The sequence below is a fragment of the Gordonibacter sp. RACS_AR68 genome (genome assembly GCF_030418485.1).
Taxonomy (GTDB): Bacteria; Actinomycetota; Coriobacteriia; order Coriobacteriales; family Eggerthellaceae; genus Gordonibacter; species Gordonibacter urolithinfaciens.
The window spans coordinates 704,565-731,017 of record NZ_JAIPUP010000001.1 but is presented as its reverse complement, the minus strand read 5'-3'; the positions used below and the strand labels follow the sequence as shown (position 1 = coordinate 731,017).

The following is a 26,453-nucleotide window of genomic DNA, read 5'->3' as shown; positions in this document are numbered from 1 at the left end:
CTGCAACGGTGCCGATCACCAGAGCATTCAACGAACCGTGGGCGCCCCGTTGCCCCGGCGTAACGCGTGCCCCGGCCCTGCGGCAGGCACGGGCGAGCCCAATCGGCTATACTGCACTCCTGTCTCTCGTCGCATGTCCGATGAAACCCGGGGGGAGCCCTTTGCAGCCAGCAGCCGTCATCCGCATACTGAAGCCGAACGTCACGTCGCTCGGCTACGCGCTGTTCCTGGCCATCAATGCCGCCGGCGTATGGGGAGGCGTGTTTCCGTTCCTGCCCTTGGAGTTCCAGACGCCCGAGATCGTGTTCTGGTTCTTCCTGGCGCAATCGCTCGTGTTCTCGGCGAGCTACTTCGCCAGCGCCTTCGGCGTGTACTTCCTGCCCGGGCCCACGCGGCGCTTCATGGTCATGCTGGCCGCCGCGCCTTACTTCCTTGGCTGGTGCTGCCTCATTGCGGCCATCTACCTGGACGCCTGGGCCCTTCCGCTCGTGGTGGTAGGCGGCGGCCTGCTGGGACTGGGTTCGGCCGGGTTCTTCATGCTGTGGCAGCGGCTGTTCGCCAGCTTCGATGCCGACCACGGCAACCGCGACCTCATCGTGGGCACGGCCTATGCGGCCGTCATGTACTTCGCGCTGTACCTCATACCGCAGGCGGTGACGGCCTACCTCATACCGCTTGTGTTCCTGCCGCTGTTCGGCCTGGCCATTGTTTTGAAAAGCCGCGAGATCGACCGCGACCAGCCCATGTTCGAAGACGTGCCGCGCGACCACCCGCACGTGTACCGCACCGTGGTGCGCGACTACTGGCGCAGCGCGTTCTGCGTGGGAGCGCTCGGGTTCTGCACGGGCATCATGCGCTCGTTGGCCATCGGCGAACCGCAGGTGGGAGCGCTGGTGAACGTGCTGTCCATGGCCGGCTCGCTCGTGGCGGCGGTCACGGTGCTGGTGCTGTGGCAGTTCAAGAACCTGCGCATGAACGTGGTGGGCGCCTACCGCGTGGTGTTCCCGTTCGTCATCACGTCGTTTCTGCTGCTGCCGTTCCTCATGGTGGCGTATGCGCAGTGGCTCGCGGCCATCCTGTACGCCGTGTACAGCGTGGCCATCGTGCTCATGATGATACAGTGCGCGCAGGCATCGCGCGACCGCGGCATCAACCCCGTGTTCGTGTACGGGTTCTTCGGCGGCGTGGTGTACGCGCTGCACGACGTGGGGTTCATCGGCGGGTCGTTCGCCGAGCAGATCTCCGTCACCGGCATCGAGCCGGTGGCCGTGGTGGCGCTGGTGGCCGTGTACCTGCTGGGGCTCATGTACTTCGTGGGACAGGGCGGGTTCCGCCGGATATTCGCACGCGGCAGCGACGCGGAGAGCATCGAGCTGGTGGCGCTGCGACCCGCCGGCGAGGCGGCGCGGCCCGCTGCCAAGGCCGCGCCCGCTGCGAAGGCAGCCCCCGTCGCGAAGGCGAAGCGTACGCCCGTGGCAAGCGAGCCCTTCTACCAGGACCGCATCTCGAAGCAGGCCGAGCTGCTGCGCCAGCACTACCGCCTGAGCGCACGCGAGACCGAGGTCATGGAGCTCATCGCGCGCGGCAATACCGTCGCCCGCATCGCCGAGGACCTCGTGGTGTCCGAGAACACCATCCGCACGCACTCCAAGCGCATCTACACCAAGCTGGACATCCACAAGAAGCAGGAGCTTTTGGACCTCATCGACTCGTTCGACCCGAGCGAGCTGGGGGACTAGGGCAGTTCGCAGGGCGCCTGCGCCGACCGTACAGCCTGCTACGCAGAAGCTTCTTCCCTCGCCTTCTTTCGACTCGCGGCCGCGTCGCTCCAGCCAGATGCGCCCGGGGGCGGTCTTCGCTCTTCCCTTCTACGGAATTTCGACCCTCCGAGTCACCGTTTTGGCCGCTTTGAAGCTCGCTCGGATTCGATGAGGGCAATCCGTTTACGCCGAACTGGGCAAACACAATCTAAAGCCTTGGAACGCCACGGGAGCAGGTCCCCAACCCAATAAAAACACTTCAGAGCGATCGAAACGGTGATTCGGGAGAGCGCTTTTCTCGTGTATTGGGGCTTTGACACTGCCCTCCATAAGGAACCGCCCCGCGAGCAGCGGGGCGGTCTCATTCGTCTTTCACGGGTTGAACGAAGGCAGAGCCTGTGCGGAACCCTAGCGAGCCCAAGCGAGCCTCGATCTCGCGACTTTCGGCACGGTCCCGACGAACGCTGCGCCTTTAGAACTGCATGGCGTAGAACAGCACGCGGGCGGCAACGAGCGCGGCCAGCACCGCCACGTTGCCCAGGACCAGGTAGGGAACGGCCTTGGTCGCATCGGTCGCAGCCTGCCTGCGATAGCGCGCCTCGAGGTCCGGGACCACGTTGCCCTCGGCCGCCGGGCTGGCAGCTGCCGAATCGACGCTGTTCCACGGCATGGCCGCAGCGCCCGCAGTGCTGCCGAGGGGTGCCGCGGAGCGGCCCGAGAGCGGCCCGCTCAACGCTCCGCGCATGCAGGCGAGCGCCACCACGAAACCGGCGATGGACACGATAAGGTACACCCATGCGCCTGGCAAGGCATCGGCGCCGGGGAAGATCGCAGCCACCGTGGCTTGGGCGTTCATGAGCTGTACCGTGACGGAGAAGATGGACACCACCGCGCCCACGAGCGCCGTGACGAGCGCTGCCGTGCCGAAGCGCGTCTCGCGCGCCTCGGGAAGGGCCCTCGAAGCAGCGAGCACGAGCATTCCCAGCGGCACACCGCTTGCCAGGCTGAAGCCGGCGAACCCGAGGGGCACGATGACCGAGGCCCACAGCGGGACGTCCGACATCATGTAGGCCACGCCGATGGCCACCGAGTACACCACCGCCAGCACGGCCACCACCGTGGCGAACGCCTTGCGCGCGCCGTCGGACAGCCGGCCGACCATGGCCACGACCCAGTACACCAACGCCACGACGGCGAACGCCACGGCCATGAACACCGCGAACCCGAACGCCCCGGGATCTATCCCTTGGATAACCAGAAGCGCGCTTTGCGGCGTGTTCATGAACGCGACGGCCGCGATCACACCCACTGCCAGGATGACCAGGGGAAAAAACGTCCAGCGGTCGATGCGCCGCAAGGTCTCCGCCGAGAAGCGCGTCGTGAGGAATGCAATGGCCAAGCCGATGAACGCGCCCGAGGCCATGGGCGCGGCCGCCGTGAAGAACACGAGCGGCAGTTGCAGATACACCAGATCCATAGAACCAACCTCCTTGAAGCGCTAGGCTCCTTCGAATGCCGTCATTATCCGCGGCTATCGTAGGCGCCCCGGCGGAGGTGGCTCCGAGGTCCCCGCCGATTCCTCTAAGGCGTTGCCGGGCCGAAGCGCTCCCGCGATGCGAGCCTTCGCGGCTCCCATTTGAAGAAGCGGTTCAGCGCATGCGGGCGCCCCGGAGAGGGGCGCCAAAGGATCTTCCGGTTTTCGAGAGGCATTTAGCGCAGCCCGAAGACGTCCTGGATAGAGTAGACGCCGGCGGGCTTGCCGTCGAGGAACTGGGCGCAATCGACGGCGCCGCGGGCGAAGCAGTCGTCGCTGTAGGAGTAGTGCGTGATCTCCAGGCGCTCGCCCAGGCCGCCGAAGTACACCTTGTGGTCGCTCGTGATGTCGCCGGCGCGCAGCGAGTGGAAGCCCACGCCGCCGGGCTTGCGCGCGCCGTGGCCGCCGCGGCCGTATTCGGCCAGATCGTCCAGCGTGGTGCCCTTGAGCTCGGCGATCATGGTGCCGATGATGACGGCGGTGCCGCTGGGCGCGTCCAGCTTGTCGCGGTCGTGCTGGTCGATGATCTCGATGTCGCACTCGTCCGCAAGAGCGCGCGCGGCCGTCTCCACGAGCGCGAGCATGACGTTCACCATCTTGGAGGTGTTGCATTTGAAGATGACGGGGATACGCGCGCCCGCCGCCTCGAAGCGCTCGAACTGCTCGGGCGTGAAGCCGGTGCTGGCGGTGACGAGAGCCTTCCCGTGCTCGACGGCCAGGTCGAGCGTTTCAAGACATTGCTCCACGCTGGACACGTCGATGAGCGCGTCGCACTCGCCGATGATCGACGCGAGGTCGTCCACCACGGGGATACCCAAGTCGCGCCCGAGGCCTGCCACCTGGCCGAGGTCGCGGCCGATGTAGTCGCGCCCTGCGGGCCCCACGCCGCCAACGAGCTCCATGCCCTCGCGCTCGTCCACGAACCGGCAGATGGGCTGGCCCATCTGCCCATGGCATCCGACGACGATCACCTTCATACCGCGCTCCTTCCAACCGCGTGGCCGCATCGCCAATTGGCACGCTGCCCATTTTCGCAAGTATAAGCGGTGCGAGCGGCAAATGACCTATGGCGAGTCAACAAAGGTTGGGTCCGGTCGCCTTCCGGTGCACACTAATCACCGATTATTGCAAAATTTGGGCGCTACCCGCTTTCCGCAGTTTCGCCATCAGGTACTTTCCCGACCCATTCCTTAAAGCTCGCCCTATCTCCTGCCTTGAGACCGGAAAACGGTATAAAACTGGTGAATAGTGTGCACCGGAAGGACTTTTAGCGACCAACGAGCACAGCCATCGGGAATTGGCCCCGCGCGATTGCCACGGTGCCGCCCCGAACAGCGACTGCCCTATCGCCCCGAGCTGCGGCCCTATCGCCCCAGGCTTCGGCCCTATCGCCGCCGGGTCAAGCCCGTCCCTGCGGCCCTATTCCCCAGCGCTCTCCTCGCCGAACAGCACGTCGAACAGGTAGCGCGTGATGGTGGCGCGGCGCACCACGCCGATGAGCTTGCCATCCTCGTCGATGACCGGCACCTTCTTGAACTTCTTCTTCGCCAGCACGTCGGCGATCTCGCCCGCGGTTTGGTCAGCCGTTGCGCACAGCACCTTCTGCACGGCCAGCTCCATGACGTTGCGGTGCTTGAGCGCGCGGGCCTTCTCCTCGAAGGACTCGTTGTCGTACAGCACCATGTTGGCGTAGCCGCCGCCGAAGATGGAGCGCGTCTTCTGCGCGGCCACCGCCTTCATGATGTCGCCGTCGCTGATGAACCCCACCACGTGCCGGTCCTCGTCGATGACGGCGAGGCCGCTCGTGCCCAGGTCGTTGAACAGGGCCACGATCTCGCCGAGGTTCTGGTCGTAGCGGCACGTGTACACGTCCCGCTCCATGATGTCGCCTATCGTGCGGTTCATCGTCCCGCCCCTTCCGTCGCTTCCTCCATGCACGCGGCCGCAACGGCGACCGTCGCCTTCACAGGCGCCTCGGCCTCCGTCTTCCCGGACGCCCCAACTTGCGGCGCCGGCGCGGTAGCGGTGTGCTTCTTCACGTTGCGCACCTTCAAGATGGCGATGATCAGCGCGACCGCCGCCACCGCCGCGGAGATGCCGTACGCCACGTCGATGCCCGCCGCCGTGGACGCCACGGGGCCGGCCTCGGCGTTTGCCGCGGTCACCATGGTCATCACCGTCACGATGAGCGCCGTGCTCACCGCGCCGCCCACCTGGCGACCCGTGTTGCTGATGGCGTTGCCGTGCGCGATCATGTCGTTCGGCAGCGCGTTGATGCCCCAGGTGGTCACCGGCATGTTCGCCAGCGTCAGCCCCGAGGATTGGATGACGTAGAACACCACGAGGTACGCGACCGTCGTCTTGTCGTCGACGAAGGACAGCGCCGCCAGCGAGCCGGCGAGCCCCGTCAGGCCCACGATGGCGATGACGCGCGGGCCGAACCTGTCGAACAGCATGCCGCTGATAGGGCTGAGGAAAATGGTGGCCACGGCGCCGGGCGTCATGAGGATGCCGGTTTCGAACGCCGTCAGCCCCAAAACGTTCTGCAGGTAGATGGGCAGGATGACGCTGCCCACGGCCAGCGCCGAGTTGACCACCGTCACGATGACGGCCGAGTACGCGAACGTGGGCGTCTTGAGGGCGCGCAGTTGCAGCAGCGGCTCGTCGATGTGCAGCTGGCGATGGATGAACCACGCGAGCGCGATCACGCCTACCACGATGCTGCCGATGACCACGGCGTTGCTCCAACCCAGCGTACTGGCGCTGGAGAAGCCGTACAGCAGCCCGCCGAACGCGAACGTGGACAGGATGATGGACGGCACGTCGAGGTGCGGGCGCTTGAGCTCGCCCACGTTCGTGAGCAGGAAGAAGCTCACCACCAGCACGAGGATGGCCAGTGGGATCATCGCCCAGAACATCATGCGCCAACCCCACGCGTCGATGATGCCGCCGGCCAGCACGGGGCCGGCCGCCGGCGCGCAGCTCATCACGATACCGGCCATGCCCATGGCCGTGCCGCGCTTCTCGGGCGGGAAGATGAGCATGGGCACCACGCCCACGAGCGGAAGCTGCACGCCTGCGCCGGCCGCCTGCAGCACGCGGCCCACGATGAGGAGCTCGAACGAGGGGGCCGCTGCGCACAGCGCCGTGCCCACGATGAACGAGACGAGCGAGACGAAGAACAGCTTTCGCGTGGAGAAACGGTCGATGAGGAACCCGGTGATAGGCACCATGATGCCGTTGACCAGCATGTAGATGGACGTCACCCACTGCGCAGTGCCGGCCGAGATGGAAAACGCGTCCATCAGCTTCGGCAACGCGGGCGACAGGACGGTCTGGTTCAGGATGGCAAGGAACGCACCGGCCAGCACGATGCCGATGACGGTGATCTCCTTGCGGGTCACCTTGTGCTGCTGGGCTATCAATTGTTGCTCGTTCAAGAGCGCATCAACTTCCTTTGCGAACGCGTCGAAGACCAAGCCGCGCCGAAGCGGCGGTCGATCGTCGAGTATGGGATTTCGAGGGGAATGAAAGCTGCCGGGGACGCGTCAGCGGACGCGCATCACCCAAAGGGGGCTCGTTCAGCGCCAACCCTGCCACACGCCGTAGTCCACTTCGCCATGCGCGCGGAACGCGGCCGTGCGCGAGCGGCGCCGCGAAAGCTGGGCGAGGCTGGCGTAGCGTTCGTATAGGTTCAGAAGCGATTTCATAGCGGGCAAGTATACCGGAAGCCGAAACCCCCGTATCTTCGAGAAAGCAGCCCGCTTCAAGCGATTTCCACAGGTCCGGCAAAAACGGCAACGATCCGCAAAGCAGGGCATCGGAGCCGAAGGTTCGTGGCAGGTTTCGACGGAAAACCGCCGCGACCCGGGCCCTATCCGGCGCGGGGCGCGGAGCGAGCCGCATCGATCGCACGACCCGCCCAGCGCCATCGGGCAGAAGGCGCTTCTACGCTTTCCGCACGTCCACCCAGAGGTCGAATTGCGCGGCGCCGCCCCCGATGGGGTCGCAGACGCCGCCTCCACCGGCGAGCTTTTCCTCAGGCAGCAGCTCGTTCATGCAGAACCCGCGCCCGCGTCCTCCGGCCAGGCCGGTCTTCTGCTTGCCGGGCTCGTTGCCATCGAGGACGCCCTCCTCTTCCAAGTAGTCGGGCGCCGGGCCCACCGACTCGCCGTCGATGACGATCGGACGCGCGGCGTAGCCCGCATGTCCGAACGAGTAGTTTGCGCCCACCACGCCGGGACGGATGCCCTCGGTCACGCGCACATGCCCGGCCAGCACGCCCTCGGGTCCCACGATCTCCACGGCGTCGCCGTTCGCCAACCCGCGCTCGGCGGCATCGGCCGGCGCCATCCACACGAAATTCTCGGTGGTCAGCTCGCGCAGCCACGACGAGGCGATGGTGCGGTGCGTGCCGTTCGTGCGGGCCTTCCAGTTGATGAACGCGAGCGGGCGCTCGGAGGGGCGCTCCATCGGCGTGCCATCGGCGAAGGCGACGGGCGCCGCATGGGCCAGGCCGTCGAAGTTCTCGCCGGTCAGCGCGTCTTTCAACGAAGCCGTCTTCGGATCGTAGAACGCGCACAGCCCGGCGTAGCGCGTCTTGATGAGGTCGCCCTCGTAACCGTCTCCCTTCGTCGGGTCGGCCGACGCGAAGCGCCCGCCGCGGTTGAGGACGTACACCACCTTCGGCCACTCCTCTTCCGTGACCGCGGCCTTCCACGTCGCGAGGTCGAAGGCACCGCCCAGCGCGCGGGTGCGAGCGCGCTCGAACAGGGCCAGCTCGTCGGCATCGGCGTCGGGCACCGGCTGCTCGCCGGCGTACGCGATGTTCGCGGCCATCTTCAGCCAGTAGTCGTACTCGTTCGACAGCGCCGCCGTGCCACCCGCGCCGTCCTTGCCCACCGGCACCGCGCCCTCGCCCACGCCCGGCAGGTTGAGGCGCGCCATGAGGTCCAGGTACACGTCCTCCACCGAGCGCGGGCCCTCGTACGCCCGCACGGCCGGCTGCCCCAGCTGGATGAGCTGGTAGGGCTGGTTGGGATAGATGCTCTCCTGGCTGAACCGCTCGAGGTACACCTTGTCGGGCAGCACGAAGTCGGCGTAGCGCGACGTGTCGCCTATCTCCACGTCGAACGACACGAGCAGGTTGATCTTGGCCGGGTCGCCCAGCACGTCGACCAGGCGGTCGCCGCCCGACGTGGAATCCACGAGCGAGTGGCGGTGGATGAACAGCGCGCCCAGGTGGTCGTACACGTAGCCGGCGCGCAGCGTCGGGACGATCTCGTGCGACAGGTTTCCCGGCAGAGGGTACCATGGCCGGGGTGCCGGGTAGCCGTCCTGCTTGAAGTAGCTGGTCTTCTCGTACTCCGTCTTCTGGCGCGTGATGGGAATGCCCCAGCCCGCGTGCGCGTCCGGTACCGTCTGCAGGTCGTAGCGGCCCGTGAACGGGGCGAACTTGGCGGCGGCAGCAATATGGCCGCCCTTCCAATCGTGGTTGCCGATGAGGAAGTTGAGGTAGCCCACCGCGCGTACCGCGTCGAACCCGTTGGCGTGCATGGCCGGGCCGCGGTAGCTCATGACGCAGGCGCGCTTGCCGTGGCTCGTGAACTCGCGCGCAACCTCCTCCACCACGGCGGGCTCGATGCCCGCGTCGGCGGCGTACTCCTCGAGCGTCCGCTCCTCGATGCGCTCCTTCAAAAGCTGGAACACGCTTTTCACGCGCGTCGGCGCGCCCTTGACCTCCACCTGGGCGTCCGCCAGCAGATCGGCCGCGCCCTCCACGGCGTCGGCGGCGGTCAGCTCGCCGTCGACGAGCACGAACCGCGCGTCCTCGGCCAGCGGCTGGCCGTCGGCGCCGGCTTCTCCGGCACACCCGAGCAGCTTCGCGGTGACGACGGGGCGGTTCGGCAGATCGACCGCCACGAGGTGCGTCGCGTCCGACCACGTGGGCTCGCCGAGCGCCGCGGCCGCCCTCTTGCCGGGCGCCGCCAGATACCGGGCGTCGTAGCGCTCGTTGGCGACGATCCACGCCATCAGGGCGAAGGCCAGCTCGGCATCCTTGCCGGGCACCACGGGCAGCCACACGTCGGCCTTCGACGCGCTGCGGCCCTGGCGCGGGTCCACCACGTACAGCTTCATGCCGCGCTCGCGCGCGACGGACAGGCGCGGTGCCAGCCACGACGGCCCCTTGTTCGCCGTCATGGGCTCGGTGCCCCAGATGATGAGGCATTCGCAGTGGTCGATGTCGGCGTACATGCGCTTGTGGTTCGTCGTGGGGTGCGTGCGCACGTTGGCCATGACGCCGGTCATGCCGCATACGCCGCCGTGGTTGAAGTTGTTGACCGAGCCGAACCCCTGCTGCGTGAGGCGGTCGCCGATGAGGAACATGCGATCGCCGCCGGCCGAGCAGAACAGGTTGGACTTCGGGCCCAGGTCGGGGTGCGACGTGTCGATGAGGATGTCGGCCCACTTCACGTCGAACGCGTCCTGGGTCATCTCGCCGGACTCCACAAGCGCGACTTCGGCCTCCACCTGCTTCTTCGGCGCCCAGGCGTACCATTCCGCAATACCGGGCGTGCCGAGGGTCGGCGAGCCGTGCACGATCTCGTCGAGCGCCGTGTCCCAGTCCACTGTTTCCCACTCGTCGCTTCCGCGCGCGCCCACACGGCGCAACGGACGGGTGATGCGGAACCGATCGTGCACGAGCTGGACGCCCGACTGGCCTTTGAGGCAGATCATGCCGCCATTGGTCGCGCGGCCCTCGCGCGCCATGCCGTCGCCGGGAGCGAGCGCCTCCTCGGGCCGCGTGCCATAAGGCACGGGCGCGTAGGGCTGCGAGTTGAGCGGCGAGTACGGGTTGCCCGCGATCTTGCGCACGAGCGCCGTGGCCCCCTCGTTGGCCTGCGGGCCGTCGGCCGCATCGCACACGCGCACCTTGATGGTGCAGTACGTGTTGCAGTTGTTGCACATCGACAGGATCACGTCGTCGGCCGCGTACGCGCCGGTGGCGGTGCCTCGTCCATGTGGTGTGTCGGTCATAGGATCGTCGCTTGCCATATAAGCCCCCAATCCGGTTCCTGCCGCCAAAGCGCCTAACGCCACCGCGCAGCCCGCACCCACAACCGCGCGCCGCGACGGCGTGCCGAACACGCTTGCGGAATTCGGCTCGATCATACCGCTCGCACAAGAGCACGCAGACGGCGTTGCTACCGTTGGCGCGTATTCCGCGCCGACACCGCATGTTTCCTTCGACCGGCCGTCGTTACGCTGCGCTTCCATCGCGCACCTCCTTAGCCCTCGAGCCTTCGCCGCACGATGACGCATCCGCATCGGGCACCGCCTTTGTATACGCGCTCTCCAGCCAAACTTCTCCCTCACTCGCACCCATGCGCTCGAGCGGCAGCAACCTTACTGCCAAGCCGTAGCAACCCACAGCCAGCCCCAGCACATACAGCGCCACCATCACCTCGCCGAGGCTCGGCACATAGACCGGCGTGGGCATACCAGCCAAGAGCGGCACCGAAAACCCGGCCACCACCAGCACATAGCGCAACGCCAGCACGCCCGCCAGAGCCGCCAGCGCGGCAGCCACGGCCCACGCGCCGCCAGCACTGCCGCGATCGGCCCCAACGGCGCCGCCATCACGAGCGCCGCGCGAGCGCGCCGCGCCCACCGCCAGCAGCACCGCTGGCGCCACGAGGCCCAGCCCGATCTCACCCAGCCAGAACAGCGGCGCCAAAGGACCTGCCACCATTGCCTGTACGGGGGCAGCCACCGCCGGGTCTCCCGACAGCAGCGCCGGCGCCACTTGGAAGAATATGCAGAACGCCAGCGCAAACAACGACGCGGCCAGCACGCGGTTCAACCCCACGAGCACGCCGCCGTCCGGCTGCGCCCCGCGCAAGCGTGCCAGCAACCGGTACGCAACGACCAGAAACGCGGCCGCCGTCACGATAGCCATGACGTAGAACAGCACCGACGTGATGCCGCCCTCCCACAGCCCGCGGGTTTTCACCGCGGCAAAGAACATGCCCGTGCCGCCCGGAGGCCCCACAAACGAGGTGGCCACGCCCACGCCGGCCAACACGCGGATGGCCAAGTTCACGTTGCCCCGCCGCCTGAGCACGTCGGGGCTCGTCGCGCCCGCCGCCGATGCTTTCACACCCGACAACTCCGCACCTAACGCTCCCGCGCCCGGCGCGTCCGCGACCCCGTCGCCGCCCGCCGCAGCCTCGGCCGTGCGCTTGTCGTTCAGCAGCACCAACGCGAACTGCACGATGGCGATCACCATGAAGAACACGTACGCCTTGATCTCCCAAGCCAGCGGCGACGACCAGTGGAAGAACAGCAGCGTGCCCAGCGAGTGCCGGATGGCGCCCAAGTCGATGCCGATGAAGATCATCGACACCACAAGCGACACCATGCTCAAGCCCAGCGACAGGCGCACGATGGGCGCGAAGCACGGCAGCCTCAGCAGGTACACCAAAGCCGACAGCAGGTACAAACCGCCCGCCAGCCCCGAGAACCAGATGTACACCACCACCCACAAACCCCAGGGCACGGCGTTCGTGGCCCCGGCCATGCCCAGGCCGTTCGCCAGCCGGTCGAACATGAAGTACGCGCCCGCTGCCAACAGCACGCCCACGATAACGGCCCAACCTACCGTCGCGCGGCGCGAGAACGCCGCCGGCAACGCGTAAGCCTGCAACCGCGGCTCGCGTGAACCCCGCGCTTTTCGCGCCTTTCGCTCAGCGCTCGATGTCATAGCTCTTCACCTCGATCATTTCAGGTAGTAGACGGACGGGTTCGTACCCAGCTCTTCGCGCAGGCGGAACGCCCGCGGAGAGGCCGCCAGCTGCGCCACCTTCGACGCCGGGTCGTTCAAGTCGCCGAAGTACCGCGCGTCGCCGATGCACGTCTCGCAGCACGCAGGCGCCTCGCCCTCGGCGATACGGTGCGCACAGAACGTGCATTTGCGCACCGTGCCGTACGTACCGCGATACTTCCCGCGCGCCCCACGATCCACGCCGTACTCGGGCGCGGTCACCTGGTCGGCCGCCTGCATCTCGACGGCGTACGACGAGCCTTCGTCGGCCGACCGTGCGCCGTAGGGGCAGGCGGCGATACAGTACTTGCAGCCGATGCAGCGATCGGCGTCGATGACCACGATGCCGTCCTCACCGCGGTACGTGGCCTGCACGGGACACACCGACACGCACGCCGGGTTCTCGCACTGCATGCACGGGCGCGGCACCGCCTGTATGCGCACGTTGGGGAACGTCCCCGTCTCCTGCTCGAGCACCACGTTGTACGTAACGCCGGGCGGCGTGCGGTTCTCGGCCTTGCACGCCACGGTGCACGAGTCGCACCCGACGCATTTCGCCAGATCGATGACCATGCCCCAATGCGGGCGGGAGGAATCTTCCATGCGGCACCTACTTTCCTAACGGGGAGCACCACGACCCGAGAGGGCCGCGGTGCTCCAAAGGAGAACAGGCGGTCCCAGGGGGAAGGAGACCGCCTGCGGTAACGGCCATCGGCTGCCGAGGGGAATGCGGGCCGAGGCCGAGAAAGGTCAGAGGAACAGCACCGGCAACGCCGCCAAGATGACCAGCAGGCGCAGAAGGAAACCGCCCACGAGCACGCCCGCCTCACCGATGAGGCTCACCACCAGCGACGTGGTAGACGTTTCCACCCGCTTCGCAATGAACACCGGATAGCCCTCGATGCAGAACGGCGCCATCAAGCCCAAGACGACGATACCGCCCCAGAACGCCGGAGCATACTGCCCCGCTATCAGGGAGTGCACCGATGCCGCACCCTCGAAGCTGCCGGCGCTCACGATGACGAGCATGGTGAACAACACCACCATCTCAATAGCCGAGAGGATGACGTGCGACTTCTTGATGAGCCACATGTGCTCGAAGCGCTCGCGATCGGTGACGAGGCCCACAAGCGACGTGGCCGCGAGGCCCGCCGACAGCGCCGACACCACGAACAGGATGGGCAGGATGGCGTTGTTCCACAACGGGTACGCCTTCACAACGCCCAGCAGGAAGCCGGTGTAGGCCGCCACAGCGAACGCGAACACGATGCCGATCCACGTGAGCCACTTCGGCACCTTCTTCTTCAGTATCTCGAGCACGGCCGCCGCCAAGGCTACCGGCATATAGACGCAGATGAAGTACACGCCCAGCGTCATGACGGAGCCGGGGTTCGACACGAGCCAGAAGAAGCGCAGCGGGTTGTGCAGGCCGGCTTCGGCGTCGATCATGAGCATGAGCAGGCCGAGCCCTAAGAACACGGGCGCGATGATACGACCGGCGATGCGCATCTTGTTGCTGTCGGGATACTTGGCCTCTACGAACGCGGCCGTCAGAAACGCTCCGGCCGAGGCGCCGGCCAGAAACAGATACCATGCGATCAAAGGTCCCCAAACCATGGTTTCATCACCTCACGTAGTAGATCTTGGAAGCGGTCAGGTTGCTTGCGAGCGGTTGCGCATGGTACTGCGCGATAGCCTGCGAGATGTCGCTCTCGGGGTCGTCCAGGTCGCCGAACACGCGCGCCCCGGATATGCACGTCCCCACGCAGGCGGGCGGGTTGCCCGGCTCACCGTTTTCCCAGCAGAAGCGGCACTTCTCCACCACGCCGGTCGACTCCTGCACGATGCGGGCCTGGTAAGGGCACGCGGCCATGCAGTACTTGCAGCCGATGCACTTCTCGGGGTCCACCAGCACCACGCCGGAGTCCGTGACATACGTGGCATGCGTGGGGCACACGGCCGCGCAGGGCGCGTCCTCGCAGTGCTGACACTGGGTGGGCACGATCTCGTTGTACACGTTCGGGAACTCGCCCGTCTCAATCTCGTGGAACTTGATGAACGCCTCGGTGGGTTCCAGGTGGTTCTTCGCCTGGCAGGCCAGGCGGCAGGCGAAGCAGCCCACGCACTTCTTCGTGTTGATAAGCATTCCGTAGCGTGCCATGTTATGCCTCCACCTTCTTCACCGTAACCGCAACCTCCTGGCTCATCATGGAGCCCACGCCCGGTTCCATGTCGAACGGGATGAAATCCGTGAGCGCGATGCCGTAGCGGTACGCGCGCGTCTGGGCCGGCGAATCGCCGCCGTAGTGCGTGGGCAGGAACACCACGCCGGGCTTCAGGCGCTGCGTCACGCGGGCCTCCACCTGGCCGGTGTGCTCGCTCGACGCCACCTCCACCGTGTCGCCCGTCTGCACGCCCAGCTTCTCGGCGTCCTGGGCGGATATCCAGAGGCGCTCCATGTGGTACTCGCGCGAGATGGCATTCAGGCAGGCGATGTTCTGCGTCATGGTGTGGGAGTGGATGCCCTGCTTGCCTCCCACGATATAGAACTCGCCGTCCTTCGGCATGACCTTGCGCGGGATCCAGCTGATGACCGGGTTCAGGCCCGCGGCGCCCACGGCCTCGGAGGAGAACTCGAACTTGCCCGACGGCGTCTTGAACTTCGGCGTGCCGTACTGGAAGCGGGGGTCGGGCAGCTCCACCACGCCTTCCTTCTTCATGGTGTCGATATCCACGCCCACGGTTGCCAGCTGGGCGGCGGCCAGGTCCTCGGCCGTGAACTGGAAGTACTCGCCCACGCCGCAGGCCTCGGCCAGGCCGTTGAATATCTCGTCGCAGGTCTTGGCGTCCGGCAGCACCTTATCGATGGCTGCGGTGCGCATGCCCACGAAGTGCTTCTTGCCGCCGATCCACTCGGGCAGCTCCAGGCGCTCCAGGTACGTGACTTCGGGCAGCACGTAGTCGGACTGCAGCGCCGTCTCCGACATCTGCACGTCGATGGTCACGGCCAGGTCGGTCTTCTGCAGCGCTTCCGTCCACCTCTTCGGCTGCGCGTAGCCCTTCGCAGCGTTGGAGTTGTAGAAGAAGAGGCCCTTGATGGTTCCATCGAGCGCCGCCTTGAGCGCGGCGAGGTTCGTACCGGCACTGTCGAGGGCCAGCGGGTACTCCTTGTTGCCCACGCGCTTGGCCGCGGGCTTCGGCGGGTCGGCGAAGCGGGCGTCGGACAGCGCGCCGGCCTTCGGCGACGACGTGAGCAGCGCGCCGCCCTTCGCCCCGTAGGAGCCCAGCAGCGCATTCACGGCCGAGGCGGCGCGGGCCGTCTCGAACGAGTTCTGGTACGAGCAGCCGATGACGGCGCGCCAGCCCGCCTCGATGGAGGCGGCGGGAGCGGCCTTCGCCATCGCGCGTGCCAGCTCTTGGATGCGCTCGGCGGGAACATCGGTTATCTTGGCGGCCCACGCGGGCGTGTATTCCTTCACCTGGGCGGCGAACTCGTCGAAGCCCGCGGTGCTCTGCTCCACGAAGTCGTGGTCGTAGAGGTCCTCCTCGATGAGCACGTTGCAGAGCGCCAGGATGAACGCCAGGTCGGTGCCCGGGTTGATGGGCACCCAGTCGCTGGAGAAGATGCCGGAGTTGTTGAGGCGCGGGTCAACGCTCACGATGCGCGTTCCGGCCTCCTTGGCGGACGCGAGGCTCTGCACGGACGAGGGGCGGATGCCGTCGCCGTAGCTGCGGCCGATGAACATGACCATCTTCGCGTTGCCGAAGTCGGTGGAGTAGTTCGACGCGCCCATGGTCTGCATGTAGGCGCTCTCCTTCGACAGGTTGCACGACGAGGAGTGCGCGTACACGTTCGGGGAGCCCAGCGCATGCATGAAGCGCTTGGAGTAGTACTTGCCCGACGGGCGCGGGTCCTGGATGATGGCGAGCGATTCGGGGCCGTCTTTCGCGATGATGGCCTGCACCTTCTCGCCGATTTCCCTGAAAGCCGTGTCCCAGTCGATGGGCTCGAACTCGCCGTTGTCCTTGCGGCGCAGCGGTTGCGTGACGCGCTCGTCGGAGTACGCCAGCTGGGCCAGGCCGTGGCCGCGGCCGCAGATGCGTCCCTTCGAGTAGGGGTGCACCTCGCTGCCCTTGAGCGTGTACAGCCTGCCGCCCACCGTGGTGGCCACGAGGCCGCACTTGCTGGAGCACCCGTTGCAGAGCGACGGCGCCTGCCTTGTCTCGCCGGCTGTCGCGCCGCCGGCCTCGTCGGCCTGCGCCTCGGCGCGCCAGGCGCCGAGCGAGAGCGAGCCCGCGGCGGCGAGGGCGGCTGTGGCGGCCGTCCCCTTCAGAAACGTTCGCCTTGAAACGTCTTCGAACATCCCGTTCCTCCCTTTCGTTTCGTGCTGTTCGGTCGTCTTGGTTCGTTCAGGCTCTGTCGACAGGGCGGCGTTGCAGTTGCAGGTGCGGTTGCAGCCGTGCCGTCGGCGGAGCCGGAATAGCTGTCGGATGCCGTGCGCTGCGCACGCCATCTAGCCGGTAGCCGCGCAGGCCGCTGGCTGCATCTCCCCCGGCGCGGCTTGCGCGGAAAGCCCCGGTTGTGCCGCCCGCGCGGCACGGCCCGCCAACGCGACGAGGGCGCGCAGGTGGACGATTCCCTCTGCGAGCGCCGCGCGACGCGCGCCGTCGAGCCGCTCGGAGCGGGCGGCCCCTTCGGCACTGCAGGCCAGGGCCGCGTCGTAGTCGTCCAGCCAGTCCAGGTGGTCGCGGACGACATCGGCCGCCGCCTGGGCATTGCCGTTCTGCAGAAACAGGGCCAGCAAGTCGAGCGTGAGCGCCAAGTGGTCGGGCGTGGCGGCGAAGCGCGCGGGAACCTCTATCTGGAGCGTCGCGTACACGCTTTGCAGATGGCGCGCCGCATCGCCCAGGTACAGGCCGCGCTGGGCGCCGAAGGCATTCTCCGGCGCGGACGACCACGGCTTGTAGAGCGACTCCACCGGCAGCGCCGCCAGCGGCATGCCGGGCAGGAGCACCTCGTTCTGCAACGTCGAGCGCACCTCCCACGAGGGCAGCGCGGCAGCGCATGCGGAAAGGCCGCCCGCGGCCCCTCCGCCGGAGCACGCCGCATCGGAACCCGTGCGCGCCGGTCCGTCCTCGCCCGTGCAGGGAGCCGTTCGGGCCGCCTCTTCGGCCAACGCCGCTACCGCCGCGCGCATCTCCGGCTGCATGGCGATTTTGGATACGTCGCCGTATTCCGCTTCGGTCAGAACGGAAAACAAAGGCGCAATGAGCGATAATATTGTGACTACGTTCGAAGTCGCGTCCACGGCGGGCATCCTTTCCTCGGTGGCCCCATCGTAGGCGCGAGGCGGGAAACGGTTGTCATCAATAATTGATGATTTGCCCCTTTCCCCTGTTAAACGCTTTGTTGAAAGCAGCGTGCCGAAACGGGCGGAGCGGAGGCGTTACGCACTCGTCACCCCTGCGGCACCACACGAGATAGGGGATCCGGTGTCCGTCGCACGCGATCGGCGCAGCATGCGCATGGTGTGGAAGACGATGCGCCTGCACCATCTGGGTATGGGTTTCTTCTGGGCCTGCAGCATGCTCACGTTCCGCAGCTCCATCCTGCTGTCGGGTGCCGCCAACACGCCGGAATACGAGTCGCTGGTGGTCATCGTGTCGTTCGTGGCCAACATGACCACCATGCTGGCGGTGGCCGCCTGGGTCGAGAACGACCCCGTGCGCATCGACCGCCTGCCCATCTGGCCCCTGCCCGTGCTCGTGGTTGCCGGCCTGCTGCTGGTGCTCGCCGCCGGGCGCGCAGGAGGCGGCGCGCTGCTGCCGCTGCTTTTGGGCGGGGCCGTGGTGGCGGGCGTGGGCTACGGCTTGTTCTGGGGAAGCTGGGCCGACTGCTACGGACGCATGCATCCCGCGCGCACGTCGTTCTACCTTCCGGTGACGTTCCTGCTCACCGCTGCGCTGTTCCTGGCCGTGTCGCTCTTGAGCGAGAACCTGGGCGTGCCTGCCATCGTGCTTATGCTGCCGCTGCCCTTGGCTTCGTACGCATGCCTGCTGCGGTGCCGAGCGGAGCAGCCGGACGGGCGCGCCGCACCCTCGGGCGGAACACGCCGCTCGCTTGCCGCCCTGGGTTCGTTGCTGGGGTTGATAGTGGCCAGCTTGGTGCTCTCGTGCCTGTTCGGCTTCGTGTGGGAGCTCACCGTGTTTTCGGTGGGGTCCGTGAACGAGGCGCACCTTAGCCCGCTCGTGGCCAACCTCGTGGTGGCTGCGGCGCTCGTGGGGCTCGTGCTGTACGCGCGCACGCGCATCAACCTGGACCTGGCGTACCGCATCATCGTGCCGGTGATCGTGGTGCTGTTCGCCGTGCTGCCGTTCTTCTGGGAGACGAACCCCGTGGCGCTCAACATCATCATGAGCGCCAGCTACGGGCTGTTCGACGTTATCATCTGGTCGCTCGTGGCGGCCTGCTCCTACGACTTCGCCGTGTCGGGCTACATCGTGGGCGGCATCGTGCGCTCGCTGTCCGTGCTGCTGCGCCTGGTGGGAATGGGCATCGGGTTCCTCATCACGCTCGTGCCGGGCAAGCCGTCGGCGCTCATCGTGGGCGTGTCCATCGGCGCGCTGTACGTGCTGGTCATGTTGGGGCTGTTCAACATGCTGCGCCGCAAACGCCGCCTGGCCGCAGGCGGCGGCAAGGGCCAAGGCGATGCGTATTTGGACGGGGTGGCAGTTCCGCCTAAGGTCGGAGGGGCGCCCGCGCCCGCCGCCACCGCTCCCGCAGACGCCGCGGCCGCCTCAGCGCCTGCGGCGCCCGCCACGGCGGCCGCTCACGCGCCCTCCGTGCCAGCTGCGGCCCCTTCCGCAGCACCGGCACCGTTACCCGCCGCACCCGCGACCCCCGCCCCGGCGGCCGGCGAGGATGCCGAGCAGGCCCTCTACGCCGCCATCGCCGAGGACTACGGCCTCACCCGCCGCGAGGCCGAGGTGCTGCCCTTCCTGGCCCGCGGCCGCTCGGCCAAGGTGATCGCCGAAGCCCTCTTCGTATCCGAGAGCACCGTACGCACCCATATCCGCCGCATCCTGGAAAAGACCGACCTCCACTCCAAGCAGCAGGTCATCGATTTGATCGAGCGGTACGGCTGACCCCTATCCCTCCACCTCGTCGCGCCTTGCGCCGGCTGCGCCCTCGCGCGGTGCGGCGAGCAAGTCCATGAACTCCCGCTGCGAGTGCACGCCGCACTTTGCATAGATGTTGCTGACATGCGAATGCACCGTGTTGAGCGAGATGACCAGCTCGTCGCGAATGTAGGGGCGACTGCGCCCGGCCAGCAGCAAGGCCGCCACCTCGGTCTCGCGACTCGACAGGCCGTACCTGCGCTGCAGCTCCCCTGCCTGCTTCACGAACAGGTGCGCGATGTCGTCGGCGGCCGAGTCGGCATACGCTCCGCCGTTCTTGCCGCCCGCATCCCCCGTTTCGCCCGACACCCACCGCCCTTTGGTGCGGAAGAACGACCACCGCGGGTTGAATCCCACCACCATGGCCACGAGCAGCACGCCCACGAAGAACAGCAGCGTCTCGCTCATCACGTTCGCCGCCGTCACGCCGTCGATCACCGAAAGCCCGTACCATGTTCCCAAGTAGATACCCACCCCTTCGGCCGCCATGAGCCCGCCGAACAGCACGGACGACGGCAGGCCCGAGCGCCGCACGTATTTCGGCGTCGCGATCCACAACGTGAACTGCACCCCGAACATGCCGATGAAGTTCGCCGTGTACGCCACGATCCGCTGCACGGGATCATCGTAGTCACGGAACAACAGCACGTAGCCGAGCAGGAGCAGCGGGAGGCCCCAGCGGAACATGAGCGTGAAGTTCAAGTATCGTGAAAGCTGGAGGCAGAACACGAGCGCCACAATGGACAACACCGACGAGCACGAGAACGGCACCAGATAGTGCAAGAACCGGTCGCCGATGACGTTCGGCGTGGAAAGCAGACGGAAGTACGAAAACTGGAACCACAGCATGCCGAACAGCAGGCAGAGCGTCGCGATGGCGGCGAGCGCGAACCCAAGCTCCTTGCCGCCCATGCGCCTGCCGTCTACGCAGGGCTGAACGGCCTCCTCGTCCCCCCAGTCCACCGAGCGAAATGCGAAGTACATGGATGCAACGGGCAGGAGCGCGTCGACCACGAAAGACGCCGGCCCCTTGAGCGCCAGGAGCGCAAAGTATACCAGGAACGACACGATGAACAAGGCGGGCACCGAGAACTCGATGGCCGCCTCGTTGTACCCGCTCATACGGTGGCCCCAGACCATAGCCATCATGGCGAAGCCCACGCCGGCCAGCATACCGCCCACCGCCGAAGGCGCCTCGTAGGTGCCGGCCTCCACGAACCCCATCCACACGATAACGGTGCCTGCCGTCGAGAAGGCGGCGGCCGCCACGCCGAACCACCGCCTTTCTACCAACGACGTGCGCGCCGAGACCAGAAGCAGCACCACCGAGGCAAGCGCCACGAGCAAGCCCACCCACATCCATACGCGCTCGCTGCTCCTGATGATGCGAGTGACGGGCACGAGCCCGCACGAGAAGAACGAATAGTAGTTCCATGCCAGGAAGAGCCCGAGCCCGAGCGCTTGCTTCCGATACGTCGCCATGCAGCTTGCCAGATACCGAGCCATCTGATCGCCCCCTGTTACGCACGTTCGGGGATCAGCTTCCACGATCCCCCTCCCTCCAGGGAAATGGTAACGCAATACCCCTTGTTTGTGGGTGGCGTGCCCAACCCTTCCACCTGCGCTTTCAGCGAAATAGTCACATTGTGACCATGTTCGGGGAACCCCTCCCGGCAACATTCACGGCAACGTGGGGATGGCGACGGCTCGCGAGCAGCGCAAGATGGGGGCGCCGGCCGCATAGCAGCCGGCGAACCGAAGGAGGAGAAGGAGGGAGTTATGGCAACGATCAACCTCGATCGACGGAGTTTCCTGAAAGCCGCTGGCGGCCTGGGAGCGCTGTCGGTCGCCGGCGCGGGCCTTGCAGCCCCTGACCGAAGGGCGTTCGCCGACGAGACCGCGTTTCCCGAGCAGAAGCATGGGAACCCCGTCGAGGCCACCATCGACCCGAAGACGGGGGACGTGACCGTCAACGAGGACGTCATCGTGCGCAACAGCGCGTGCCTCGGCTGCTACAGCTCGTGCGGCAACCGGCTGAAGCTCGATCGCGCATCGGGCCGCCTGCTGTCGGTTGGCGGCAACCCGTACCATCCCAGCTGCGCGTATCCGTACCTGAACTTCGAGGATCCCCTCGAGGAAGCGTACCGCACCATGAGCTTCGCCCATGGCAAGGGGAACATCGTGCGCGCCACGGTATGCGGCCGCGGGCAGGGAACCCAGGACGGCTACTCGCAGCCCGACCGCGTGACCGTGCCGCTGAAGCGCGCGGGCAAGCGCGGCGAGGGCAAGTGGAGGCCCATTACGTGGGACCAACTCATCACGGAGGTCACGGAAGGCGGCAAGCTGTTCGCCGACATCGGCGAGAACCAGGATATCGAGGGCTTCAAGGCGCTCCACGACACGGAGAAGCCCATGAACCCCGATCAGCCCGATCTGGGCCCCATATCGAACCAGGTGGTGTTCCTGGGAGGGCGTGGTGATGGCCGCACCACCATCGGCACGCGTTTCTCCAGCAACTTCGGCACCATCAACCAGTACGGCCACGGCTCCACTTGAGGCGGCTCCGCAAGTGCGAGTTCGCACTTTCAGGTTTCGTCCGCCAGCGTCCAGCCCGATATCGAGGACGCGGAGTACGTGCTATGGCTGGGCACCCAGCCCGGCTCCAACGGCAAGAGCTTCCAAGGCATAGCCAAGCGCACGCTTGAGAATGTGCATCGGGGCACCTGCAAGCTCGACGTGTTCGACCCGGTCTTGGGCAATGGCTGCTGCAACCCCCTCGACAAGAACATCACCTGGCATCCCATCAAGACGGCAACAAACGGCGCGCTGGCGCTCGGCATGATCCGCTGGATGATGGAGAACGACGCGAACGACACCGTCTACCTGTCGTTTCCAAACCAGAAGGCTGCCGTGGCCGGGGGCTACGCCTCCTACACGAGCGCTTCCTACCTGGTCATCGATGACGAGGGCCATCCCAACTTCCGCAAGATGATGCGCCCGGCCGACGCGGGCCTCGAAGAGCCCGAGGCCGATCCGAAGGCAACGACCAAGCCAACGTACTACGTGGTTGTCGACCCCTCCACCGGCCAGCCTGCCGTGCACACGCAGGCCACCGCCGGCGACATCGAGTTCGAAGGAGAGGTCAACGGCATCAAGGTGCGGGCAAGCTACCTCTTCCTCAAGGACGAGGCCTTTGCGAACACCCTCGACGAGTATGCCGAGATCACCGGCGTGCCCGCCGATACCATCGCCAACGTGGCCAGGGAATTCGCCTCGCACGGCGTGAAATCGTCCGCAGCGGGCCTGGGTTCGACGGCCAACGCCACCGGCGTGAACGGCCTGGCAGCCTACCTGTTCCTTAACGCCATGGTAGGATCGAACCAGATGGTGGGCGGCACCATGTCGCGCCGCGTGTCAGCCAAGACCTCGGCGGACGGAACGCAGTACAAGCTGGCAACCGTCAAGGGCAAGCCGGGCGTCTCGGCCAAGAACGCCACGTACATCTCGCGCACCGGCAAGACGTTCGACAAGACCGACGAGTACAAGAACCGCGTCGCCGCCGGCGAAAAGGATCCGAAGGCACGGCTGCCGTGGTACAGCCATCCGAGCGGCTCGGACAACCAGGCGCTCGTCTCGGCCGCCATGGCCTATCCCTACCAAGCCAAGATCTTGGTTTCGTGGATGACCGACACGCTCCAGGCGTCCTCGGGCGCCATGCGCGACGCCATCATCGACCGGCTGAAGGACCCGGCCATCATACCGCTGCACATCGCGTGCGACGTGGTGGTGGGCGAGCACGCCAGCCTGGCCGACTACCTCGTGCCCGACACGAACCCCTTCGAGAGCTTCGGCGTGGTCACGCAGGAGGGCTACTGGAAGGGCAAGGGCAACGCGGTGCGCTGGCCGGCCAAGACCCCTGAGACCGTCCAGCTGGACGACGGGCGCTACGCCAGCTACGAGGCCTTCATCGTCGACGTGGCGAAGGAATGCGGCGTGCCCGGTTTCGGCGAGGACGCCATCGAGGGCGCCGACGGGAAGATGTGGCCGCTGAACGACGCCTGCGACTTCTTCCTGAAGGCCGTGGCGAACCTGGCCTACGACACCGAGCCGGTGGCCGACGTCTCCGGCGAGGACGTGAAGGCTCAGGCGCTCGACGAGCTGCCCGCAGCTTGGGAGAAGGCCGTCACGGCCGAGGAATGGCCCAAGGTGCTCAACGTGCTGTCGCGCGGCGGGCGCTTCTGGCCTGTCGAGGAGAGCACGGGCGAAGGCGGACGTTCCGCCTACATGAAGGACCACCTCACCATCTTCTACAGCGAGCGCAAGGCCACGGATGCGAACCCGTTCTCCGGCAAGCAGCTGCCGGGCACCCTTAGCTCCACCCCCGAGCTGCTGGCCGACCTCACGCCGCTGGCCGAGAAGTACCCGGAGAGCGAATGGCCGTTCCGCTCCACGAACTACAAGCCGCGCTTCCGCTCCATCACGTTCTTGGCGAACAGTCCTATCATGCGGGACCTGTGCGCCCACAACTACCTGGAGCTCAACCTGGACGACGCGGCCGATCTGGGCATCGAGGACGGCGATGCCATCCGCATCACGAATCCGACGGGCGACGTGATGGAGGGCGAGGCCATGGTGCGCGCCGGCATCGCGCGCGGCACGTTCGGCGTGGCCTACGGCTACGGTCACATCGGCTATGGAGCCCAAGACGTCTTGATCGAGGGCGGGGAAAGCCGACCGGGAGACCCGGCCATCGGCGCGGGCGTCCACCTGCAAACCATCCTCGATCCTACCGTCGAGGATCCTTATCCGTACGTCGACCCCGAGGCGGCATCGCCAGCACGTTCCGGCGGCGTGTACAAGATCGAGAAAGCATAAAGGAGGGGTGAGCAATGAGTGAGAAACGTTTCGGCATGCTGATCGACTTGTCCCTCTGCGTGGGCTGCAACGCGTGCACCGTGGCCTGCAAGCAGGAGAACGCGGTGCCTTTGGCCAAGTTCAACACCTGGGTCGAGAGCTGGGACGTGGACGACGGCGGCATCGTGCGCCGCGCCAACGTGCCCAAGCAGTGCAACCACTGCGCCTCCGCCCCCTGCGTGAAGGTGTGCCCCACCGGGGCTTCCTACCGCACCGACGAGGGCGTGGTCATGACGGACCCCGAGAAGTGCATCGGCTGCAAATACTGCATGGCCGCATGCCCCTACCAGGCTCGCTGGGTCGACGACGAGACCGGCGAGGTGGGCAAGTGCACGTTCTGCCACCATCGTACCACCCATGGCCTCTTGCCGGCCTGCGTGGGCACCTGCATAACCAGGGCGCGCTATTTCGGCGACCTTAACGACCCCGAAAGCGACATCGCCAAGAAAATCGCCGCCTCGGACACCGACGTGCTCCATGCCGACCTGGGACTGGACCCGTCGCTGCACTACATCGGCCTCTCTGAGATAAGCGAGATGCCCGTCGTGTCCGCCATCCACCGCGGCGGCAACGTCGTCAAGCCGTACGAGAGGTGATCAGCATGGTATGGGATGGAATCATCGCAACGTATTTGTTCCTGGCAGGATTGGGCGCTGGCGCGTTCGCGTTCGCCGCGCTCGTGGGCTTCGTCAAGCCCGACGCCGTTAAGCTGCGCACCATCGGCTACGTCATCGCGCCCATTGCGGTGGGCGTGGGCACGGTGCTTCTCATGGTGGACGCCAAGGCAGGGCTCATGAACCCGCTGCGCTTCTTCGGACTGCTGGGCAACTTCTCGTCCATCATGGCGTGGGGCGTGGTCATCCTCATCGCGTTCATGGCGGTGAGCGTGATCGCGTTGGTGGTCATGCTCGTGAAGAAGAGCACGCCCAAGGCACTTGACGTCGTGGGGCTCGTGTGCGCCGTGGCCGTGGCCGTGTACACCGGCATGCTGCTGGGCGACGCTCCTGGCTTCCCGCTGTGGAACCCCGTCGTGCTGCCGCTGCTGTTCCTGGTGTCGGCCGCGTCGACCGGTTTCGCGGCCGTGCTCCTGGTCGCGCATCTCATGAAGGCGGAGGGCTTGGAGTCCCTTGGCTTCCTAAGGAAGACGGGGCTCGTGCTTCCCGTAGCGGAGGCCGTGCTGATCGCTGCGCTGCTGGGTGTTGTGGCCGGCACGGGCGGCAGCGCGGCGCTTGCCGCGGCAGCCTCGGTCGCCAGCCTTGCGTTCGGCGCGTACGCCGTGCCGTTCTGGCTGGGACTCGTCCTGATAGGGCTGGCGCTGCCCTTCTGCCTGGAGCTCTACCGGACATCGAAGGCCAGGAAGGCCGCAGACGGCGCAGGCGCCACGGGCCTTGCCGTGACCGGCGAGGCGGGCGTGCTGGTGGGCGGCTTCCTGCTGCGCTACTTGGTTATCATGGCCGCCGTGCCGGTGGTGCTGTTCTAGCACGCCGATCTGGCGAGCTTTTCGCTCGACACGTCCGCAGCCGCCGGCTTCTCCCTCCCGCGGCGGCTGCGGACGCTGTCTTTGGCGCTCTTAACCCGCTAGTCCGTCACGTCGCCCGACTGGTTCAGGCTGATGGGGTCGCCCACGAACGTCGAAGGGGCCTTGAACAGCGTCTTGAAGAAGTCCTTCGTGCGCGCGGGGATCTCGCGCAGGTCGTACTGGGTCTGCTTGCTGTAGGCGTGGTAGTCGCTCGGCACGCCCACGGCCTGGAGGCCGAGACCTTGGGCGGAGTAGAGGGCGCGGTACAGGTGGTAGGTCTGCGTGGCCACCACGATGCGCTCCGCACCGAACACGTGCTTGGCCCGGTACATGCTCTCGTAAGTGGAGAAGCCGGCGTGGTCGCAGAAGATGTCCTCGCTGGGCACGCCCTGGGCGATGGCGTAGTCCTTCATGGCCTTCACCTCGTTGTACGACACCGTGGAATTGTCGCCGCTCATGATCATCTTGGGCGCGGCGCCCGCGCGGTACAGAGCGATGCCATCGTCCAGACGGTCCTGCAGGATGCCCGACGGCGTGCCGTCAGCGAACACGGAGGCGCCCAGCACCACGACGGCGTCGGCGCCGAAGGTCGCAGCCGTCTCGGTGTCGACGATGGCATCCCTCGTCGTAGCGACCGTGGCGAGGTTCGTTCCCGCGACGACCAACGTCGCAACGACCGCGCACCCGATCACGAACCCGACCATACGCCTCAACCATCCATGT

19 protein-coding genes and 1 pseudogene are annotated in these 26,453 nt (G+C 66.6%); 7 read left to right on the top strand and 13 right to left on the bottom strand.

Annotated features, from left to right (window positions below; genetic code table 11):
- Window positions 1-161 precede the first annotated feature (161 nt).
- Window positions 162-1,739, top strand: coding sequence for a helix-turn-helix transcriptional regulator (locus tag K9U15_RS03085; RefSeq protein WP_114568138.1), 1,578 nt, complete (start codon window positions 162-164; stop codon window positions 1,737-1,739).
- Window positions 1,740-2,232: 493 nt separating this feature from the next.
- Here the strand turns inward: K9U15_RS03085 and K9U15_RS03080 are convergent, their stop codons facing one another.
- The 11 genes from K9U15_RS03080 to K9U15_RS03030 form a co-directional block, all read right to left on the bottom strand.
- Window positions 2,233-3,237 carry a DmsC/YnfH family molybdoenzyme membrane anchor subunit gene (locus K9U15_RS03080; RefSeq protein WP_301155609.1) on the bottom strand — a complete coding sequence of 335 codons (1,005 nt, stop codon included), beginning with the start codon at window positions 3,235-3,237 and terminating at the stop codon, window positions 2,233-2,235.
- A gap of 233 nt (window positions 3,238-3,470) precedes the next feature.
- Window positions 3,471-4,271, bottom strand: a complete 801-nt coding sequence (dapB, locus tag K9U15_RS03075) for a 4-hydroxy-tetrahydrodipicolinate reductase (RefSeq protein ID WP_096227351.1) — start codon at window positions 4,269-4,271, stop codon at window positions 3,471-3,473.
- A gap of 442 nt (window positions 4,272-4,713) precedes the next feature.
- Window positions 4,714-5,199, bottom strand: a complete 486-nt coding sequence (locus K9U15_RS03070; RefSeq protein ID WP_123672671.1) for an HPP family protein — start codon at window positions 5,197-5,199, stop codon at window positions 4,714-4,716.
- Window positions 5,196-6,734, bottom strand: a complete 1,539-nt coding sequence (locus K9U15_RS03065) for an MDR family MFS transporter (protein WP_301155608.1) — start codon at window positions 6,732-6,734, stop codon at window positions 5,196-5,198. Before K9U15_RS03065 ends, K9U15_RS03070 begins: the two co-directional genes overlap by 4 nt.
- Window positions 6,735-7,242: 508 nt before the next feature.
- Window positions 7,243-10,332, bottom strand: a complete 3,090-nt coding sequence (locus K9U15_RS03060; protein ID WP_301155607.1) for a molybdopterin dinucleotide binding domain-containing protein — start codon at window positions 10,330-10,332, stop codon at window positions 7,243-7,245.
- 223 nt (window positions 10,333-10,555) lie between these two features.
- Window positions 10,556-12,001 (bottom strand): NrfD/PsrC family molybdoenzyme membrane anchor subunit, encoded by a 1,446-nt coding sequence (gene nrfD, locus K9U15_RS03055; protein ID WP_301155606.1) that lies wholly within the window; start codon window positions 11,999-12,001, stop codon window positions 10,556-10,558.
- A gap of 72 nt (window positions 12,002-12,073) precedes the next feature.
- Window positions 12,074-12,721, bottom strand: a complete 648-nt coding sequence (locus tag K9U15_RS03050; RefSeq protein ID WP_096227355.1) for a 4Fe-4S dicluster domain-containing protein — start codon at window positions 12,719-12,721, stop codon at window positions 12,074-12,076.
- 147 nt (window positions 12,722-12,868) lie between these two features.
- Window positions 12,869-13,735 (bottom strand): NrfD/PsrC family molybdoenzyme membrane anchor subunit, encoded by an 867-nt coding sequence (nrfD, locus tag K9U15_RS03045; protein WP_301155605.1) that lies wholly within the window; start codon window positions 13,733-13,735, stop codon window positions 12,869-12,871.
- Window positions 13,736-13,742: 7 nt separating this feature from the next.
- On the bottom strand, window positions 13,743-14,279 hold the full coding sequence (locus K9U15_RS03040) for a 4Fe-4S dicluster domain-containing protein (protein ID WP_301155604.1): 537 nt from the start codon (window positions 14,277-14,279) through the stop codon (window positions 13,743-13,745).
- Between the two features lies 1 nt (window position 14,280).
- Window positions 14,281-16,482, bottom strand: coding sequence for a molybdopterin-dependent oxidoreductase (locus K9U15_RS03035; RefSeq protein ID WP_301155603.1), 2,202 nt, complete (start codon window positions 16,480-16,482; stop codon window positions 14,281-14,283).
- A gap of 150 nt (window positions 16,483-16,632) precedes the next feature.
- The gene (locus tag K9U15_RS03030; RefSeq protein WP_301155602.1) at window positions 16,633-17,427 is read right to left on the bottom strand and encodes a molecular chaperone TorD family protein; all 795 of its coding nucleotides are present in this window, start codon (window positions 17,425-17,427) and stop codon (window positions 16,633-16,635) included.
- A gap of 211 nt (window positions 17,428-17,638) precedes the next feature.
- Between K9U15_RS03030 and K9U15_RS03025 the strand changes: the two genes are divergently transcribed.
- The gene (locus K9U15_RS03025; protein WP_301155678.1) at window positions 17,639-19,264 is read left to right on the top strand and encodes a helix-turn-helix transcriptional regulator; all 1,626 of its coding nucleotides are present in this window, start codon (window positions 17,639-17,641) and stop codon (window positions 19,262-19,264) included.
- A 3-nt stretch (window positions 19,265-19,267) separates the two neighbouring features.
- Here the strand turns inward: K9U15_RS03025 and K9U15_RS03020 are convergent, their stop codons facing one another.
- Entirely contained in the window at window positions 19,268-20,803 is a 1,536-nt protein-coding gene (locus K9U15_RS03020; protein ID WP_301155601.1) for a helix-turn-helix transcriptional regulator, read from the bottom strand.
- Between the two features lie 273 nt (window positions 20,804-21,076).
- On the opposite strand from K9U15_RS03020, the gene K9U15_RS03015 reads away from it, so the two are divergent.
- The 5 genes and pseudogenes from K9U15_RS03015 to nrfD (K9U15_RS02995) all read left to right on the top strand — a co-directional run bounded on the left by K9U15_RS03015 (window position 21,077) and on the right by nrfD (K9U15_RS02995) (window position 25,691).
- Window positions 21,077-21,853 (top strand): twin-arginine translocation signal domain-containing protein, encoded by a 777-nt coding sequence (locus K9U15_RS03015; RefSeq protein WP_087190170.1) that lies wholly within the window; start codon window positions 21,077-21,079, stop codon window positions 21,851-21,853.
- A 45-nt stretch (window positions 21,854-21,898) separates the two neighbouring features.
- Window positions 21,899-23,146 (top strand): annotated as a pseudogene (locus tag K9U15_RS03010) (molybdopterin-dependent oxidoreductase); the annotation flags it as partial.
- Window positions 23,147-23,335: 189 nt separating this feature from the next.
- On the top strand, window positions 23,336-24,172 hold the full coding sequence (locus K9U15_RS03005; RefSeq protein ID WP_367316872.1) for a molybdopterin dinucleotide binding domain-containing protein: 837 nt from the start codon (window positions 23,336-23,338) through the stop codon (window positions 24,170-24,172).
- A 14-nt stretch (window positions 24,173-24,186) separates the two neighbouring features.
- Window positions 24,187-24,807: a 4Fe-4S dicluster domain-containing protein gene (locus K9U15_RS03000; RefSeq protein ID WP_123672684.1), complete on the top strand. Its 621-nt coding sequence runs from the start codon at window positions 24,187-24,189 to the stop codon at window positions 24,805-24,807.
- Window positions 24,808-24,812: 5 nt separating this feature from the next.
- A complete protein-coding gene (nrfD, locus tag K9U15_RS02995) occupies window positions 24,813-25,691 on the top strand; it encodes an NrfD/PsrC family molybdoenzyme membrane anchor subunit (protein ID WP_301155600.1) in 879 nt (292 codons plus the stop codon).
- A gap of 98 nt (window positions 25,692-25,789) precedes the next feature.
- On the opposite strand, the gene K9U15_RS02990 is transcribed toward nrfD (K9U15_RS02995), so the two are convergent.
- Window positions 25,790-26,434 carry a vancomycin high temperature exclusion protein gene (locus K9U15_RS02990; RefSeq protein ID WP_087190174.1) on the bottom strand — a complete coding sequence of 215 codons (645 nt, stop codon included), beginning with the start codon at window positions 26,432-26,434 and terminating at the stop codon, window positions 25,790-25,792.
- Between the last annotated feature and the right edge of the window lie 19 nt (window positions 26,435-26,453).